The organism is Pantoea endophytica (genome assembly GCF_002858935.1).
Taxonomy (GTDB): Bacteria; Pseudomonadota; Gammaproteobacteria; order Enterobacterales; family Enterobacteriaceae; genus Pantoea; species Pantoea leporis.
Genome location: NZ_PJRT01000002.1, coordinates 349,541 through 366,082 on the forward strand (window position 1 = coordinate 349,541; position 16,542 = coordinate 366,082).

General features: G+C 55.0%; 14 protein-coding genes. 3 read left to right on the plus strand and 11 right to left on the minus strand.

All coding sequences use genetic code 11. From position 1 onward, the window contains the following. Window positions 1-11 precede the first annotated feature (11 nt). The 3 genes from gsiB to PZBJ_RS02365 all read right to left on the minus strand — a co-directional run bounded on the left by gsiB (window position 12) and on the right by PZBJ_RS02365 (window position 4,442). Window positions 12-1,547, minus strand: a complete 1,536-nt coding sequence (gsiB, locus tag PZBJ_RS02355; protein WP_101761002.1) for a glutathione ABC transporter substrate-binding protein GsiB — start codon at window positions 1,545-1,547, stop codon at window positions 12-14. Window positions 1,548-1,610: 63 nt separating this feature from the next. Beyond that, window positions 1,611-3,467 carry a glutathione ABC transporter ATP-binding protein GsiA gene (gsiA, locus tag PZBJ_RS02360; RefSeq protein ID WP_101761003.1) on the minus strand — a complete coding sequence of 619 codons (1,857 nt, stop codon included), beginning with the start codon at window positions 3,465-3,467 and terminating at the stop codon, window positions 1,611-1,613. Window positions 3,468-3,476: 9 nt separating this feature from the next. Next, on the minus strand, window positions 3,477-4,442 hold the full coding sequence (locus tag PZBJ_RS02365; protein ID WP_101761004.1) for an isoaspartyl peptidase/L-asparaginase family protein: 966 nt from the start codon (window positions 4,440-4,442) through the stop codon (window positions 3,477-3,479). Window positions 4,443-4,800: 358 nt separating this feature from the next. Here PZBJ_RS02365 and moeA point away from each other — a divergent pair, with 358 nt between their 5' ends. Together moeA and moeB are read left to right on the plus strand one after the other, a co-directional pair. Beyond that, the gene (moeA, locus tag PZBJ_RS02370; RefSeq protein ID WP_276308730.1) at window positions 4,801-6,036 is read left to right on the plus strand and encodes a molybdopterin molybdotransferase MoeA; all 1,236 of its coding nucleotides are present in this window, start codon (window positions 4,801-4,803) and stop codon (window positions 6,034-6,036) included. Continuing rightward, window positions 6,036-6,803, plus strand: coding sequence for a molybdopterin-synthase adenylyltransferase MoeB (gene moeB, locus PZBJ_RS02375; RefSeq protein WP_101761006.1), 768 nt, complete (start codon window positions 6,036-6,038; stop codon window positions 6,801-6,803). Before moeA ends, moeB begins: the two co-directional genes overlap by 1 nt. Before the next feature lie 67 nt (window positions 6,804-6,870). On the opposite strand, the gene PZBJ_RS02380 is transcribed toward moeB, so the two are convergent. The 7 genes from PZBJ_RS02380 to mntR form a co-directional block, all read right to left on the minus strand. Further along, on the minus strand, window positions 6,871-8,463 hold the full coding sequence (locus PZBJ_RS02380) for an ABC-F family ATPase (protein WP_064741202.1): 1,593 nt from the start codon (window positions 8,461-8,463) through the stop codon (window positions 6,871-6,873). A gap of 192 nt (window positions 8,464-8,655) precedes the next feature. Further along, the gene (locus PZBJ_RS02385) at window positions 8,656-9,057 is read right to left on the minus strand and encodes an H-NS family histone-like protein (protein WP_101761007.1); all 402 of its coding nucleotides are present in this window, start codon (window positions 9,055-9,057) and stop codon (window positions 8,656-8,658) included. A gap of 417 nt (window positions 9,058-9,474) precedes the next feature. Further along, entirely contained in the window at window positions 9,475-11,004 is a 1,530-nt protein-coding gene (locus PZBJ_RS02390; RefSeq protein ID WP_101761008.1) for an efflux transporter outer membrane subunit, read from the minus strand. A 1-nt stretch (window position 11,005) separates the two neighbouring features. Next, the gene (locus PZBJ_RS02395; protein ID WP_101761009.1) at window positions 11,006-12,574 is read right to left on the minus strand and encodes a DHA2 family efflux MFS transporter permease subunit; all 1,569 of its coding nucleotides are present in this window, start codon (window positions 12,572-12,574) and stop codon (window positions 11,006-11,008) included. Continuing rightward, complete coding sequence (locus PZBJ_RS02400) at window positions 12,571-13,698, minus strand: HlyD family secretion protein (RefSeq protein ID WP_101761010.1); 1,128 nt, start codon at window positions 13,696-13,698, stop codon at window positions 12,571-12,573. The genes PZBJ_RS02395 and PZBJ_RS02400 overlap by 4 nt, the downstream gene beginning before the upstream one ends. A gap of 115 nt (window positions 13,699-13,813) precedes the next feature. Beyond that, a complete protein-coding gene (locus PZBJ_RS02405) occupies window positions 13,814-14,923 on the minus strand; it encodes an SLC13 family permease (RefSeq protein ID WP_101761011.1) in 1,110 nt (369 codons plus the stop codon). A 20-nt stretch (window positions 14,924-14,943) separates the two neighbouring features. Beyond that, window positions 14,944-15,402, minus strand: coding sequence for a manganese-binding transcriptional regulator MntR (gene mntR, locus PZBJ_RS02410; protein ID WP_101761012.1), 459 nt, complete (start codon window positions 15,400-15,402; stop codon window positions 14,944-14,946). Between the two features lie 201 nt (window positions 15,403-15,603). On the opposite strand from mntR, the gene PZBJ_RS02415 reads away from it, so the two are divergent. Then, window positions 15,604-15,798: a hypothetical protein gene (locus PZBJ_RS02415; protein WP_101761013.1), complete on the plus strand. Its 195-nt coding sequence runs from the start codon at window positions 15,604-15,606 to the stop codon at window positions 15,796-15,798. 141 nt (window positions 15,799-15,939) lie between these two features. Here the strand turns inward: PZBJ_RS02415 and ompX are convergent, their stop codons facing one another. Further along, window positions 15,940-16,452: an outer membrane protein OmpX gene (gene ompX, locus PZBJ_RS02420; RefSeq protein WP_101761014.1), complete on the minus strand. Its 513-nt coding sequence runs from the start codon at window positions 16,450-16,452 to the stop codon at window positions 15,940-15,942. Window positions 16,453-16,542: the final 90 nt, after the last annotated feature.

The window sequence follows — 16,542 nt, forward strand, 5'->3', positions numbered from 1 at the left end:
GGCCGCGTCTGTTACTTCAGATCGGCCTCATCAAAATTGAATGAGGTATCGGGCATGACATAAAAACCGCTGAGGTTTTTATTGTTGGCTGACAGCAGTTGTTCCACCACCAGCGGGATCCACGGATGGTCGTTCCAGATGCGATCCTGCGCGTCTTTGTACAACTTAGCTTTCTGGTCGCGATCGGTGGTTTTCAGCGCATCGGCGAGATCTTTATCCACCTGCGGATTGCTGTAGAAGGCGGTGTTGAAGATCGCTGGCGGCCATGAGGTGGTGGCGAACAACGGCGTCAGCGCCCAATCAGCTTCACCGGTCGAGGCTGACCAGCCGGTGTAGAACATGCGCACACCGCTCTCTTTCTGCCCTTTGCTCTCTACTTCAGCGGCACGCTGACCGGCATCCATCGCCGTCACTTTCACCTTCACGCCCACCTGTGCCAGCTGCTGCTGGGTGAACTGCAGCACTTTCTGCGCGGTGCTGTGGTTGTGCGAAGACCACAACGTGGTTTCGAAACCGTTCGGGAAGCCCGCTTCTTTCAGCAGTTCGCGCGCTTTGCCGGGATCATATTTGATTGCCGGATAGCTCTGCGCAAAGTCGATGCTCGGCGGCACGATGCCGGTGGCTGGCGTGGCGTAACCGGCAAAGGCGACTTTTGCCAGTGCCTCACGGTTGATGGCGTACTCTAGCGCTTCACGCACTTTCGGATTATCAAACGGCTTTTGCGTCACGTTGAGGCTGATGTAGCGCTGCATGATTGACGGCGTGGTGACCACATCGAGCTTGCTGTTGCCTTCCAGCAGTTTGGCCTGCTCGAACGGCACCGGGAAAGCAAAGCTCGCTTCGCCAGTTTGCAGCATCGCCGCGCGGGTGTTGTTATCCACCACCGGACGCCAGGTAATGCTATCCAGCTTCGGATAGCCTTTTTTCCAGTAGCCGTCCCACTTCTTCACTTTCACGAAGTCGGTCTGGTTCCAGGTATCAAAGGCAAACGGGCCGGTTCCTACCGGATGGAAGCCGATATCTTTGCCATATTTCTTCAGCGCGGTCGGGGAAATCATCACCGCCGCCGGATGCGCGAGATTATTAATGAAGGCCGAGAACGGCTGCTTCAGGGTGATTTTCACTGTGCGCGGATCGACCACTTCGGTGGTGGCGATATATTTGAACAGGTTATAGCGTTTGAGATGGTTATCCGGATTGCTGGCACGATCGAGGTTCACCTTCACCGCTTCGGCATTGAAGTCAGTGCCATCCTGGAATTTCACGCCAGCGCGCAGCTTAATGGTGTAGGTCAGGCCGTCGCTGCTCGCCTGATAACTTTCCGCCAGCACGTTGGTCAGCTTCATGTCTTTATCGAAGCCGAACAAGCCCTGATAGAAGGACTTTGCCACCGCCTGCGACAGCGTATCGTTAGCGTCATACGGATCGAGCGTGGTAAAGGTCGAGGCCACCGCAATCACCGCATCTTTCGCCGCCCACGCGGGCAGCGCCAGCGCCGAACTCAACAAACCGGCAGTGATAACCCCTTTTCGCATAATATGGTGCATCGTTATCGTTCTCCTGTAATCCCTGTCATGCGCGACATCCAAAGATGTGCGGTTGTTTGCTGCTCAGGCGCCGCTAATTGCGTGCCGGGCGACAAAATGGCCCGGTGCCACTTCCAGTAAAGGCGCCACTTCTGGCTCATCGCCCAGCGGGCGAATCGGGCTGGGGATCTCATCCACCATCAGCGCCCGCTCACGATGCCGATGGGCCGGATCGGCCACCGGCACCGCGGCCATCAGTTTTTTGGTGTAGGGATGGCGCGGCTGCTCAAATACCGCCTGACGCGGCCCCATCTCCACAATTTGTCCGAGATACATCACCGCCACGCGATGGCTGATGCGTTCCACCACCGCCATATCGTGCGAGATAAATAAGAAAGCGATACCAAATTCACGCTGCAAATCGAGCATCAGGTTGATGATTTGCGCCTGAATCGACACATCCAGCGCCGACACCGATTCATCGGCGATCACCACTTTGGGATTGAGCGCCAGCGCGCGCGCAATGCAGATGCGCTGGCGCTGGCCGCCGGAAAATTCGTGCGGATAACGCTGCGCATGTTCCGGTAGCAGGCCGACGCGCTCCAGCAGCCAGGCAACGCGCTTCTCCGCCTGACGGCGATCCAGCGTTTTGTGCACCAGCAGCGGTTCCATGATCGAAAAACCCACGGTCAAACGCGGATCGAGCGAGGCGTAAGGATCCTGGAAGATAAACTGGATATCGCGACGCAGCGACGCCAGCGCATTGCCCTGCAGCGCATCGATGCGTTGGCCGTCAAAAGTAATGGTACCGCCCTGGCTGGCTACCAGCCGCAGCAGCGAACGCCCGGTAGTGGATTTTCCGCAGCCGGATTCCCCCACCAGCGCCAGCGTTTCACCGGCATGGAGATCGAAACTGACTTTCTCGACCGCGTGCACGCGGCGTTTAACGCGATTGAGTAAACCGCCGCGAATATCAAAGCGCGTGACTAAATCGCGCACCTGCAAAATCGGCGGTCGATCGTGACGCACCGTGTCCTGCGGCGCGGCCTGTTCTTCACGTCCGTTGCTATGCAATAAGGGAAATTTAGCCGGTAGCGGCTGGCCATGCATCGCCCCCAGTTTGGGCACCGCCGCCAGCAACGCGCGGGTATAGGGCTGCTGCGGGTCGGCAAACAGCTGCTGCACCGACGCGCGCTCTACCACATCGCCGCGATACATCACCTGCACGCGATCGGCCATCTCCGCCACCACGCCCATATCATGGGTGATGAAAATCACCCCCATCTGCATCTCTTTTTGCAGCACGCGGATCAACTGCAGAATTTGCGCCTGAATAGTGACGTCGAGTGCGGTGGTGGGTTCGTCAGCAATCAGCAGCGCCGGTTTGCACGACAGCGCCATGGCAATCATCACGCGCTGGCGCATGCCGCCTGAGAGTTGATGCGGATAGCGTGATAACACATTTTGCGCTTCGGGAATGCGCACCAGATCGAGCATGCGCCGCGCTTCCGCCAGCGCCTGCTGGTGACTTTTTCCCTGATGCAGACGGATGGATTCCGCAATCTGCTCGCCAACGGTAAACACCGGGTTGAGCGAGGTCATCGGCTCCTGAAAGATCATCGCCATATCGGCGCCGCGCACTTTGCGCATCTGACCGTTCGACGCGCGCATCACATCCAGCACCTCGCCATTGCGACGCCGCAGCTGGATATCTCCGCTCACTTCGCCGCCGGCCTGCTGAATCAAGCGCATCAGCGCCAGCGAGGTGACGGATTTGCCCGAGCCCGATTCGCCCACCAGCGCCAGAGTTTCACCGCGATGCAGGTCGAGCGACAGGTTGCGTACCGCTTCGGTAATGCGCCCTTCATGCTCAAAGCGCACGTTAAGATCGCGCACCGCCAGAACCTGCTCCGGCGCAAACTGCAGCTGTTGGTCCGTCATGCCTGCTCCTTAGCTGTCGCGGTAAATCGCTACCTCAACATCGCCATTCACATAGGCGAATCCGCGATACATGCCTTCGCTGTTAAACGGCAGCGCCACATTTCCTGCGGCGTCAATGGCAATCAGCCCGCCGCTGCCTTCCAGCTCTTGCACTTTGTCATGAATGACGTTGGCGGTGGCCTGTTGCAGCGAGCGTCCGGCGTAATGCATCTGCGCCGCCACGTCGTAAGCGGCGAGCGTACGGATAAACACTTCGCCGGTACCGGTACAGGAGACCGCTACGGTGTCGTTGCTGGCGTAGCAGCCTGCGCCGACTAAAGGCGAATCGCCCACACGACCGGCCTGTTTGTTGGTCATGCCGCCGGTTGAGGTGGCGGCCGCCAGATTACCCTGAAGATCGAGCGCGACCGCACCGACGGTGCCGAATTTGCGATCCGGGTCCAGCGGATCGTCGCTGTGACTGTTTGCTTCGCCGTCGTGATCCAGCACCATCTGCTGGCTGTGCAGCGCGCGCTGCAGCTGCTCCCAGCGCTCTGGCGTGGAGAAGAAATCGGCGTCGACCGGCGCTAAACCTTGCTCAGCGGCGAAAGCTTCTGCGCCCGCACCGATAAACAGTACGTGCGGGCTATTCTCCAGCACCTTACGCGCCGCCAGAATCGGATTGCGGATGTGGCTGACGCCCGCGACCGCGCCGACGTCCAGCGTGCGGCCATCCATAATGCTGGCATCGAGTTCATGCGTGCCCTGATGAGTGAACACCGCGCCCTTGCCAGCGTTAAACAGCGGACACTCTTCCAGCAGGCGTACGGCTTCGGTAACGGCATCTAACGCGCTGCCGCCCGCCGCAAGAATTTGCTGGCCTGCGGTAACGATTGCGGTGAGTTGCTGACGATAGTGCTGCTCTTTTTCGGCGCTCATTGCCGCACGCGTAATCGCGCCCGCACCGCCGTGAATTGCGATAACTGCTTTAGCCATAACCGGTACCCTGTTAAGGAATCAGAACCAAAAACACTGATTTAGAATGGTTTTCATCTTTTTTTGGCAATTTTCGACTATAGAAAGGCACCCTCATCTTGTAAAGCAGAAACTGCCTGCGCGGTCATAACCTTTTATTGTGGATTATGCTTTTTTGGTTGTGATGTGCTTAGCGGATGCGCACCTGTAAAACAGGAAAACCATTTTACCATTCGCACATTCCGTAGCGGCGCGATTTATCGCGCAATAAATTGCGCCGCTACGGAATGTGCATTGATTGAGTAAAGTGCACTCTCGCTTAACGGCCACGCATTACCCATAATAGACCGCATCTGAAATTAACCAGGCAGAGATGGACATGGAACCTTTTACCGCAGGATTAATCTCCCTCGAAGACGCGCAGCAAAAGATGCTGCAACAGCTGACGCCGATTAGCGATTCGATCAACGTCTCGCTGTTTGAGGCCGCCGGACGTATCACCGCCAGGCCGATCAACTCGCCGCTCGATGTCCCCTCGTTTGATAACTCGGCGATGGATGGTTACGCGCTGCGTCTGGCCGACATCGCACCCGATCGCGTGTTCCCGGTGGCCGGTAAAGCCTTCGCCGGTGCGCCGTTTAACGGTGCGTGGCCCGCGGGCAGCGTGATCCGCATCATGACCGGCGCGCCGATTCCCGCCGGTTGTGACGCCGTGGTGATGCAGGAGCAAACGGAGCAACGCGACGGCGGCATTGTGATTACCGCGCCGGTGCAGGCTGCGCAAAATATTCGTCGCATCGGTGAAGACATTCAGGCGGGCAAACAGGTGCTGGACGCCGGTGTGCGCCTTGGTGCGGCCGAACTGCCGCTGCTGGCGTCGCTGGGGATTGCTGAAGTCAGCGTGCTGCGCAAACTGCGCGTGGCAATCTTCTCCACCGGCGATGAACTGCAGGCGGTCGGCCAGCCGCTGGCGGAAGGTCAGATTTACGATACCAACCGCTTTACCGTGGCGTTAATGCTTAACAAGCTGGGCTGCGAAGTGATCGATCTCGGTGTGATTGCTGACGATCAGGCGGCGCTGCGTACCGCCTTTACCGAAGCCGATCGCCAGGCCGATGTGGTGATCAGCACCGGCGGCGTGTCGGTTGGCGAAGCCGATTTCACCCGTGCGATACTGGAAGAGCTCGGCGCTATTACCTTCTGGAAACTGGCGATCAAACCGGGCAAACCCTTTGCTTTTGGTCGCCTGGCCAACAGCTGGTTCTGCGGTTTACCGGGCAATCCGGTTTCTGCGGCGGTAACCTTCTATCAATTGGTCCAGCCGCTGCTGGCCACCTTAACCGGCCAAACCACGCGCATCATGCCGCTACGCCAACGTGCGCGCGCCACCCAGCGTTTGAAGAAATCGCCGGGTCGTCTCGACTTCCAGCGTGCGATTCTCAGCCGCGGTGACGATGGTGTGCTGGAAGTGCGCAGCACCGGTGCGCAAGGTTCGCATGTGTTCAGCTCGTTCGCGCTGGCTAACTGCTTTGTGGTGCTGGAGCGCGAGCGCGGCGATGTGGAACCGGGCGAATGGGTGGAGATCGAAGCCTTTAATAGCTTGCTGGAGGGCTAATGAGCGTTGAGTTGAGCGATGAAGAGATGCTGCGCTATAACCGTCAGATTGTCCTGCGCGGTTTTGATTTTGATGGCCAGGAGAAGCTAAAGGCGGCACAGGTGTTGGTGATCGGCCTCGGCGGACTCGGCTGTGCGGCGGCGCCCTATCTGGCCTCGGCGGGTGTGGGACATCTCACGTTGCTCGATTTCGACAGCGTTAGCCTCAGTAATCTCCAGCGCCAGATCCTGCACAGTGATGCGAAAATTGGCGTAGCGAAAGTCGCCTCGGCGCAGCAGCAGTTGGCGGCAATTAATCCGCATTGCCAGCTGGAGCCGATTGATGCGCAGCTGGATGACGCGCAGCTCAGCACGTTAATTGCGCGCCATGATGCGGTGGTGGATTGCACCGATAACGTCGATACCCGCGAGCAGATCAACCGCCTCTGTTTTCAGCACAAGGTGCCGCTGATTTCCGGCGCAGCGATTCGCATGGAAGGCCAGCTCAGCGTATTTACCTGGCAGCCCGGCGAGCCGTGTTATCGTTGCATCAGCCGTTTGTTTGGCGATCAGGTATTAAGTTGCGTAGAAGCCGGCGTGATGGCGCCGCTGGTTGGCGTAGTTGGTGCAATGCAGGCGATGGAAACCTTAAAAGTGCTGACGGCGTTCGGTCAACCTGCTAGCGCACGCTTATTGATGTACGACGCGATGAGCGCGGAGTTCCGCAGCATGAAGGTGGCGCAGGATGCGCATTGTGAAGTGTGTGGTGAACAAGGTCGCCATGAATGACGACCTTACAGATGTAAGTCGCGGGTTTTCGTAGGGTGCGCATTCATGCGCACCTGGTTTTTCACAATTAAACAATACCCTGGCTGCGCAGGTAATCTTCATAGTTACCGGTGAAGTCGATAATACGATCGGCTTTCATCTCCATCACGCGGGTAGCCAGCGAGCTAACAAACTCACGGTCGTGCGAGACGAAAATCAGGGTGCCTTCGTACATCTCCAGCGCCATGTTGAGCGACTCGATCGATTCCATATCCAGGTGGTTAGTCGGTTCATCCATGATCAGGATGTTTGGCTTTTGCATCATCAGCTTGCCAAATAGCATGCGACCCTTCTCACCACCGGACAGCACCTTAGCGGGCTTGTTGATCTCGTCGTGACCAAATAGCAGACGACCAAGAATACTGCGCACCGCCTGTTCGTCATCGCCTTCCTGCTTCCACTGGCTCATCCAGTCGAATACCGTCAGATCGTCAGCGAAGTCTTCCGCGTGATCCTGGCCGTAATAACCAATGCGCGCATTCTCAGACCATTTCACTGTGCCGCTATCCGGCGTATGTTCACCGACCAGCGTTTTCAGCAGCGTAGTTTTACCGATACCATTGGCACCGAGAATCGCCAATTTCTCGCCGACTTCTAACATCAGGTTGAGTTTATTAAACAGCGGACCGTTATCAAAACCTTTGGTCAGCGCTTCAACTTCCAGCGCATTACGGAACAGCTTCTTATCCTGATCAAAACGGATAAACGGGTTTTGACGGCTGGAGGCTTTAACTTCTTCCAGCTTAATTTTATCAATCTGTTTGGCACGCGAAGTCGCCTGACGCGATTTAGAGGCGTTGGCGCTAAAACGGCTAACAAACGATTGCAGATCGGCAATTTGCGCTTTCTTCTTGGCGTTATCCGATAATAAACGTTCGCGTGACTGGGTAGCCGCGGTCATATATTCGTCATAATTACCCGGATAAACGCGCAGTTCACCGTAATCCAGATCCGCCATGTGCGTGCACACCATATTCAGGAAGTGACGGTCATGCGAAATGATGATCATGGTGCTGTTACGTTCGTTGAGCACTTGCTCCAACCAACGAATGGTATCGATATCCAGGTTGTTGGTCGGTTCATCGAGCAACAAAATATCAGGATTGGCAAATAATGCCTGCGCTAAAAGGACACGCAATTTCCAGCCCGGCGCAATTTCGCTCATCGGACCGTAATGCTGCTCCACAGGAATGCCAACGCCCAGTAATAATTCACCGGCACGTGATTCTGAACTGTAACCGTCCATCTCGCCGTATTCGACTTCAAGGTCGGCCACTTTATAGCCTTCCTCTTCGCTCATTTCTGGCAATGCATATATACGGTCACGCTCTTGCTTCACTGCCCACAATTCATTGTGGCCCATGATCACGGTGTCCAGCACACTATATTGCTCGAAGGCAAATTGGTCCTGACGTAACTTACCGATACGCTCATTTGGGTCGAGGGAAACATTTCCACCCGTTGGCGCCAAATCGCCGCCCAGTATTTTCATAAAGGTAGATTTACCGCTGCCGTTCGCACCGATTAAACCGTAACGATTACCGCCGCCAAATTTAACGGAGATATTTTCGAACAGCGGCTTACTGCCGAACTGCATGGTGATATTGCTGGAAACTAACACGGCATTGACCTTTGTTACGCAGTGGAGGAAAAAACAGCGGGCATTATGCCAGAAGCGGGCACCCGGACGCCACCTCTGCGCCAGAGGCAGACGTTACGTTGGGCTAAAGGTGTTGTTGCTCATAAAGAAATAAAAACAACAAAAAAGCCGGGGGCATTTGCCCCCGGCTCCCACTTACAAGGATTGTGCGGATTATTTGATCAGGAAAGTGTCGAGGCTTTTACCTGAATCCAGCGCTTTTTTAATCGCTGCTGGTGTACGGCCCTGACCGGTCCAAGATTTTACTTCACCGTTTTCGTCGGTGTAGGAATATTTTGCCGGGCGTGGTGCACGCTTAGCGCGTTTTTTACCAACTTCCAGAGCGCCCAGTAATTCGTTCGGGTCAATACCATCAGCCAGCAGCATTTCGCGATATTTAGACAGCTTCTCTTCTTTTTCGCGGTTCTGCGCTTCTTCAGCGTTTACTTCGTCACGACGTTCAGTCACGACAACCGTTAATTTTTCCAGAATTTCTTCCAGATCGCTCAATGGCAGTTCACGAGCCTGTGCACGTAATGTGCGAATGTTGTTCAGAACTTTAAATGCGTCACTCATCACAATGTCCTTGCTTAAGGGGGTTAAATAAACTGTAGTGGCAAGATTACCTAATTCAAATAAAAAAATAAATTAATTTTATTGCCCGGATTAATCTGAAGTTGCTTACATATTTCTTACGTTAGGGTTTAAAACGCGGATAACCGCTTTAATTAACCCTGAATTAACAACCGTAATGTGTTCCATATGTAGCAACTGGAATCGATTTCAAAGCAATATTCCCAGGTAATAAACAATCATTTAGCGGCTATTACGCGCTGCAGCATTAGTGAGCATAATGGTAAGCAAGGATTAATGGTGTAACGTAAAACCTGATGTCATCACGGATTATTATATTGCCCGGGATGAGAGAAGAATCTCATTTTTTCATATCGTGCCGATAAAAAAAGCCGGTGTTTAACCGGCTGCTAAGGGAAATTAATGCACTTCCGTTGCGGGACCAAACACAGAATAGTCTGGCAAATTGACGTTTTGATAAGGTTCCCAGCCACCGCCCAGCGCTTTATATAACGCCACTAAATCAAGTGCACTTTGCATCCGCGCCTGTGTCGATTGCGCTTTAGCTTGCGCCAGTTGTCGCTGCGCATCTAATACATCGAGGAAGGTGGAAATACCCTGACGATAACTGTCGCTGGCCAAATCAAATGCACGTTGCAGTGCGCCGGTGGTTTCATCCAGCGCTATAACCTGCTGCTGATCGGCGCGATAACTGACCAACGCGTTCTCCACATCCTGCAGCGCAGTTAATACCGTTTGCCGATAATCGAGCGCCGCGCTGGCTTGCTGCGCGCGCGCCAGTTTTACGCTGGAGACTAAACGGCCGCCCTGAAAAATTGGAATCGACAGCGACGGACCAACGCTGAAGAAGTGGCTGCTCCAGTCATCCAGATAGCTGGCATCGGTATTTCGCACGCCCAGTTGCCCGGTGAGCGACAAGCTGGGGAACAGCTCGGCAACGGATACGCCAATATTCGCGGTCTGCGCATGCAGCGTGGCTTCAGCCTGGCGAATATCCGGACGTCGGCGCGCCAGCGTTGACGGAATGCCCACCGGCACCAATTTCGGCAAATCAGGCAGCGGTTTTTTGTTCATCAATTCGTTATCCAGTGCGCCCGGTGTTTTACCCAGCAGCACCGCCAAACCGTTCATCGCCTGCAACTGCTGCGCCTGATATTGCGGCAGCTGCGCATTCAGCGAGGCTAATTGCGCGCGGGCATTTTCCACATCCGTGGTCGGCGCTAAGCCGTTTTGCTGCTGGCTCTTTGTCAGTTCCCAGGTTTGCTGCGCGACCTCAATTTGCTGCTGCAAGGTCGCCAGCACCGCCTGCGAACCGCGCAATTGCAGATAGGCGCGCGCCACTTCGGCTTCCAGCGAGACCAGCGCATCGTTGCGTTGCTCAATGGCCGCCTGCTGCTGAGCATCCGCGGCTTCCATCTGGCGGCGTACTTTGCCCCATAGATCCAGCTCCCAGCTGGCGTCAAAGCTGCCCTGATACAGGGTGACGGAATGGTCTAAACCGTTGAGCTGGCTGGCGACATCGCTATCAACCTGGTCATAAACGCCGTTGGATTTCAGCAAGCCTTTTAAACCGAGCTGCTGACGGGTCACTTTTGCCGAGCCGTTAAGCGAAGGGAATAACCCACCGCGCGCCTGCGCCAGCTGCTCACGCGCCCCGGCAATACGCAGCACCGATTGTTGCAGCGTTAAGTTGCCGGCAATAGCGCGCTCAATCAGGCTATCAAGCTGCGGATCGTTAAAGCTTTTCCACCACAGCGGATTGGTCGCTGCCGCCAGCGGCTTAGACGCTTGCTGTGAAGGCAAATCATGGTAACCGCCCGGCGTGTGCGCCTGCGGCGGCTGATAATCAGGTCCTACGGCGCATCCGGCCAGCAACAGTGACAGCGCCAGCAACGTCAGTGACGGCGTAGAGCGCGAAAACTTACTCATTTTAATGTGCTCCTGCACTGCCTTCGCTCTTGATCGGCGAAAGCAACCAACAAAATGGAATCAATAGCAACGCCACGATACTCAGGCCCGTAAATACGTCGATGTACGCCAGAATACGGGCCTGCGCGATCATCTCCTGGTAGAGCTGCCCGCTCGCCAGCACCAGCGGATCGCCCACTGCGGTGGTGAAATTACGGATCGAATCAGCCCAATGCTGCAGCGTGAGATTGTAAGGCTCATTGAGCGGCGACATGTTGTGCACCATGTTGGCCGATCGCGTCTGCATGCGTTCGGTAATGCCCGCCGTCGACAGCGAAATTCCGATCGAACCCGCGACGTTACGGAACATGGTGAACAGCGCCGACGCATCGGCGTTTAATCGCTGCGGCACGGTGATGAACGCAATGGTGGTCAGCGGCACAAACAGGAAGCCAAGGCCAATCGACTGCGCGCTGCGCATTAACACCAGCGTGGTGAAATCAACGTTGGGCGTAAGCCGGGTGGAATAGAAGAAGGCGCTGGCAAGGCAGGTGAAGCCGAATGCGATAATGTAGCGCGTTTGCACAATCGGCATCAGCTTCAGCACGATGGGTATCGTCAGCACAATCAATATTGCGCCGGGCGACAGCACCAGCCCCGACCAGGTTGCGGTGTAACCGAGATCCTGCTGCGCCAGTTGGGGAAGTACCACCGAACTGCCGTACAAAATCATCGCCATGCCCGCCATCAGCAAGCCCGCCACCCAGAAGTTACGATCCTTCATTACGCTAAGATCGACCACCGGTTTGCGTGCATACAGCAGCCAATAAATGGCGCCGATAATGCCGATCACCGCCAGCATGGCGAACAGGCGAATGAAGTGCGAGGCAAACCAATCTTCATCTTCGCCACGATCGAGGAACACCTGCAAACAGCCAAGTCCCAGCGTGATCAGGCTGATGCCAATGTAGTCGATCTTCAGGCGGCCTTTATCCCACTTGCGCTCCCACGGCGGATCTTCCAGCAGCTGGTAAATTGCCATTACCGTCAAAATACCGACTGGAATATTAATGAAGAACACCCAGCGCCAGCTGTAGTTGTCGGTGATCCAGCCGCCCAGCGTCGGACCAATCACCGGCGCGACGATAATCGCAATCGACGATAGACCAAAGGCTTTGCCGCGATCTTCCGCTTTGAAGTAATCGAGCAGCACCGATTGCTGTACCGGCTGCAATCCGCCGCCAAAAAAGCCCTGCAGGATGCGGAACAGAATGATCTGCCACAGCTCCGTTGCGATGCCGCACAGGAAGGAGCAGATGGTGAACATCACGATGCAAATCAGGAAGAACTGCTTGCGGCCAAAAAGGCGGCTGAAGAACGCCGAAATGGGCAACACGATGCCGTTCGCCACCAGATAAGAGGTTAAAACCCAGGTCGATTCGTCGTAGCTGGAGGAGAGCGAACCGGCAATGTGTGGCAGCGCGACGTTGACGATGGTGGTGTCGAGGATCTCCATAAACACCGCCAGCGTCACCGTAATGGCGACCAGCCACGGATTGCTGGCCGGACGCCAGCTTTCGCTCGCACTCATTCCACTGTGACCTTCGGCTCAACCGACAAGCCCAGCGGCAGCGGATGATTGGGATCCAATCCTTTATCGATAACGATTTTCACCGGCACGCGCTGCACGATTTTCACGTAGTTGCCGGTGGCGTTTTCCGCCGGGAAGGTGGAGAAACGGGAACCTGATCCCATCTGCACGCTATCCACATGTCCTTCCAGCTTCATATCCGGCCAGGCATCGACACTGATTTCCACTTTATTACCCGGCTTCATGCGCGCCAGCTGTGACTCTTTGAAATTGGCATTAATCCAGATTTCAGGCGAAACCAGCGAGAACAGCGCGCTGCCAGCCTGAACCAGCGTGCCGAGTTGCACGTTACGCTTGGTGACAAAGCCATCGTAAGGTGCGCGAACCTGGGTATATGAGAGATTCAATTCGGCGGTGTTGAGCTGCGCCTGCGCCTGCTCAACCTGCTGCTCACGCGCTTCCACATTGGTTTCCTGCTGGCGGATTTGCAGCTTCACCTGAGAAGCCACTTCAACCTGCGCCTTAGCGCTTTGCAGTTGCGCTTCAGCCGAACGCAATTGCGCGGCGGCAGTATCAATATTGCGCTGTGAAGTGGCACGCGGATCAACACCGCGCTGGCGACGATAATCGGCCTGGGCGTTAAGCAAATTGGCCTGCGCTTTGGCCTGATCGGCGAGAGCTTGATCGCGCTGTGCCGGATACTGCACGCGGGACAAGGCTAACTGCGCCTGCGCCTGATGCAGCTGCGCCTGCGCCAAGCCAAGCTGGGCTTTGGCCTGATCGCGCTGCGCTTCACTGTCGCGCGCATCGATCTCCACCAGCAAATCGCCCTGCTTCACGCGCTGGTTATCATGCACCAGCAGCTTGACCACATATCCGGCTGCTTTCGGCGCGATGGTCACCGCATTGCCTTCGGTAAAGGCATCATCCGTGCTTTCGATATTGCGCGTGGTGAGCCAAAACCATAATCCCACCACGATCATAATCACCACCACAATGGCGAGAAAAATCAGTGGTTTCTTTCCGGGACGTTTACGTTCTGGTTCGTTGTTATCTTGATGGGTATTGGCGGTTTTTTGCGGATCCTGCTGATCGCGTTCAGACGGTTGATTCTGGTTTTCCATAATTTTTCATCGTAGGCAGTTGTCCCGATTCCCGGGCAAAAACGGTCAACATAACCTTAGATGGGAAATTGACAAATGCCAATGCAACTTTACACAAGCCGACATTGGCACGGTGCTAACGCATGAGGTGTAACAGCAGCCATCCGCCTAACATCGACCAGGCCAGCATCGGGATGGAAAACAAGTGGAAACGCCACCAAACGCGCGCGTCCTGCGCCATCCGCAAGGCAATCAGGTTGGCGAGCGAACCCGGCAATAAGCCAAATCCGCCGATATTCACCGCCCACGCCAGCACCTCCGACGGTGGCACTTTCTGCAAAAGCAGAATGGTGGCGGGAACGTTACTAATGAATTGCGACAAGCCAATCGCCAGCAAATAGATTCCGCCCTCGCCTAGCTGACCGATAGCGGCAAAGTGAGGCTGCAGCCAGGACAAATGCATCAACAGGAAGACATCGATAAACATCGCCACGAACACCAGCAGCAAACTCCAGTCGATGCTGATCAACACGCTGCGCGCCATGATCAGGAAACAGGCCGCCACCAGCAGCAGCGCCCAGCCGGTCATTTTCAGCTCGAGCGCGACGATAAATACGATATACAGCAGCACGCTAATCGTGAACAACGGTTTGCGCCACGCCTGAGTTTCACTCTGCTCATGCTTTTGGATCGCGCGCGCCGGGAAACTCCACCAGGTTAACGCCATCAGCGAAAGCAGTAAAAATGCCGCCAGCGGCGCCATCTGCGCAATGAAACCGGGCACGCTAAGCGTGCCGTGACTCCACAGCAGAATGTTTTGCGGGTTACCAACCGGCGTCAGTAAGGAACCCGCGTTCACTGCCAAGGCTTCGAAAATGATCAGGCGCGAAATGGGCAGCCGCGAGAATTTACGCAGCGTCAGCGTCAGCGGCACCAGAATAAACAGCGCAACATCGTTGGTGAGAAAAGTGGAGAGCAACGCGGCGGCGCACACCATGAATAACGCCAATGCGCGTTCATGCTGAAAACGCTGAATCAGACGTGCGCCGAGCACATCAAAATAGCCGCTGTTTTCCAGCCCCTTGGTCAGCACCAGTAAGCCGGTGAGCGTCATGATGGTATGCCAGTCCACAGCGGAAGGCAGTTGCGACCAGCGGAAATTCGCCAGCGGCAACATTATCACACCCAACAGCAACAACAAATGCAAAATACGATCGCGCATAAAAGAACGAAGCAGATTGGGCATGATGGCGGAAGGCCTTGTAGTTAGCGATTCTCGTAGAATTTCTGGAACACGGCCAGAGTTTCATCACTGACGTGATGCTCCAGGCCTTCTGAATCACGGCGCGCGGTTTCCGGGCTAACGCCCAGCGCCAACAGGAAAGTTTCAACAATATGATGGCGGACGCGGCTCGCTTCAGCCAGCTTCTCGCCTTCGGCGGTGAGGAATACACCGCGATAAGGCACTTGCTCAACCAAGCCGGTGGTGCCAAGACGCTTTAACATTTTCGCCACTGTCGGCTGGGAAACCCCCAAACGTGCAGCCATATCCACCTGACGCGCTTCGCCAAATTCACGAATCAAATCAGAAATTAATTCAACGTAGTCATCGATCAGCTCACGACGATGCGCCTCGCGCACCTGACGAAATCCTTCGACATGCTCCTCTATCTCTTTTAGCGGGCCCTGGGGCATGTTGGTGGCGATTTTTGCACGACGACTCATCTAACTTCCTCTTTATTATCTGCCGCACTTTACCTGCGGTGCGGGCTGGCTGCGCCCATTGTAAACCAGGCACAAATAAGCACAAATTTTTCCTAAATAGTGTTGGCTAAAGAGTATAGCCAGTGCTATCTTTGTTGATAATGTAAGCGAATAGCTTATAAAGGCTACAAAGAAATGTCGTCATTCACTCGGGAGGTGAACATGACTACCATGAAAAACTGCCTCGACTGTGGCAAATGTTTCCAGGCTGAACAAAGCAAACCGGCTTTTGAGCTGAAATCGCTGCTGTGCCTGTTGACCCGCTCGCCGTTTGCGCTGCGCTTGATGCTGATTGAAAAGCTCACCGGCAAACAGCTGGTTGAACGTCCGTGCCCAAAACTAATCTGGCGCGGCTAACGTTCCTGACGCATACAAATTCCAATAAAGCCCGCTCATGTAGCGGGCTTTGTGTTTCTGGCGGCAGGTAAATCGTTAATCGCGCCCATAAAAAAACGGTCCCGAAGGACCGTTTATTGTGCAACTGGTCTAAGCAAGAACTTAGAAGCTGTAACCTACGCCAGCAATCCAGGTGCCAACGTCAACGTTGCGGATACGGCTCTGCTCGTAACCCACGTCAACGGCGATGTTTTCGATTGGGTTGAACTGCATGCCCGCACCGTAAGAGAAACCGTAGTCGCTTGAATCAGACTTAGAACGTACTGAATTGTCGTTCTGCTGGTATTTACCGTAGCCCACACCAACAACACCGTAGATGCTCGCCCAGTCGTTCAGACGGTAAGCAGGACCACCGGTGATGCCGTAGTACTGAGCTTTGTTATAAGCGCCAGCATCAGTACGATCTTTTTCGGTATAGGTGAAAGAACCGATCCAACCCAGTGGGTTAGTACCGTCTTCGTAACGATATTTCAGGTTGAAGCCGTTTGCTTTGTTAGCAACGCCTTGATAATCGCTCTGAGCGTAACCACCGGTAACGGTGCTTTGTGCCATGGCAGAACCTGCAGAAACTGCAAGTACACAAGCCAATGCTGAAAGACATGCAATTTTTTTCATAACCACCTCAAATGTGAATATACTTCTCTCCTGACAACGCTTTAAATATAACAAAAAACAGCAAGAAACTCTGCCCGCATTTTGTTGTCT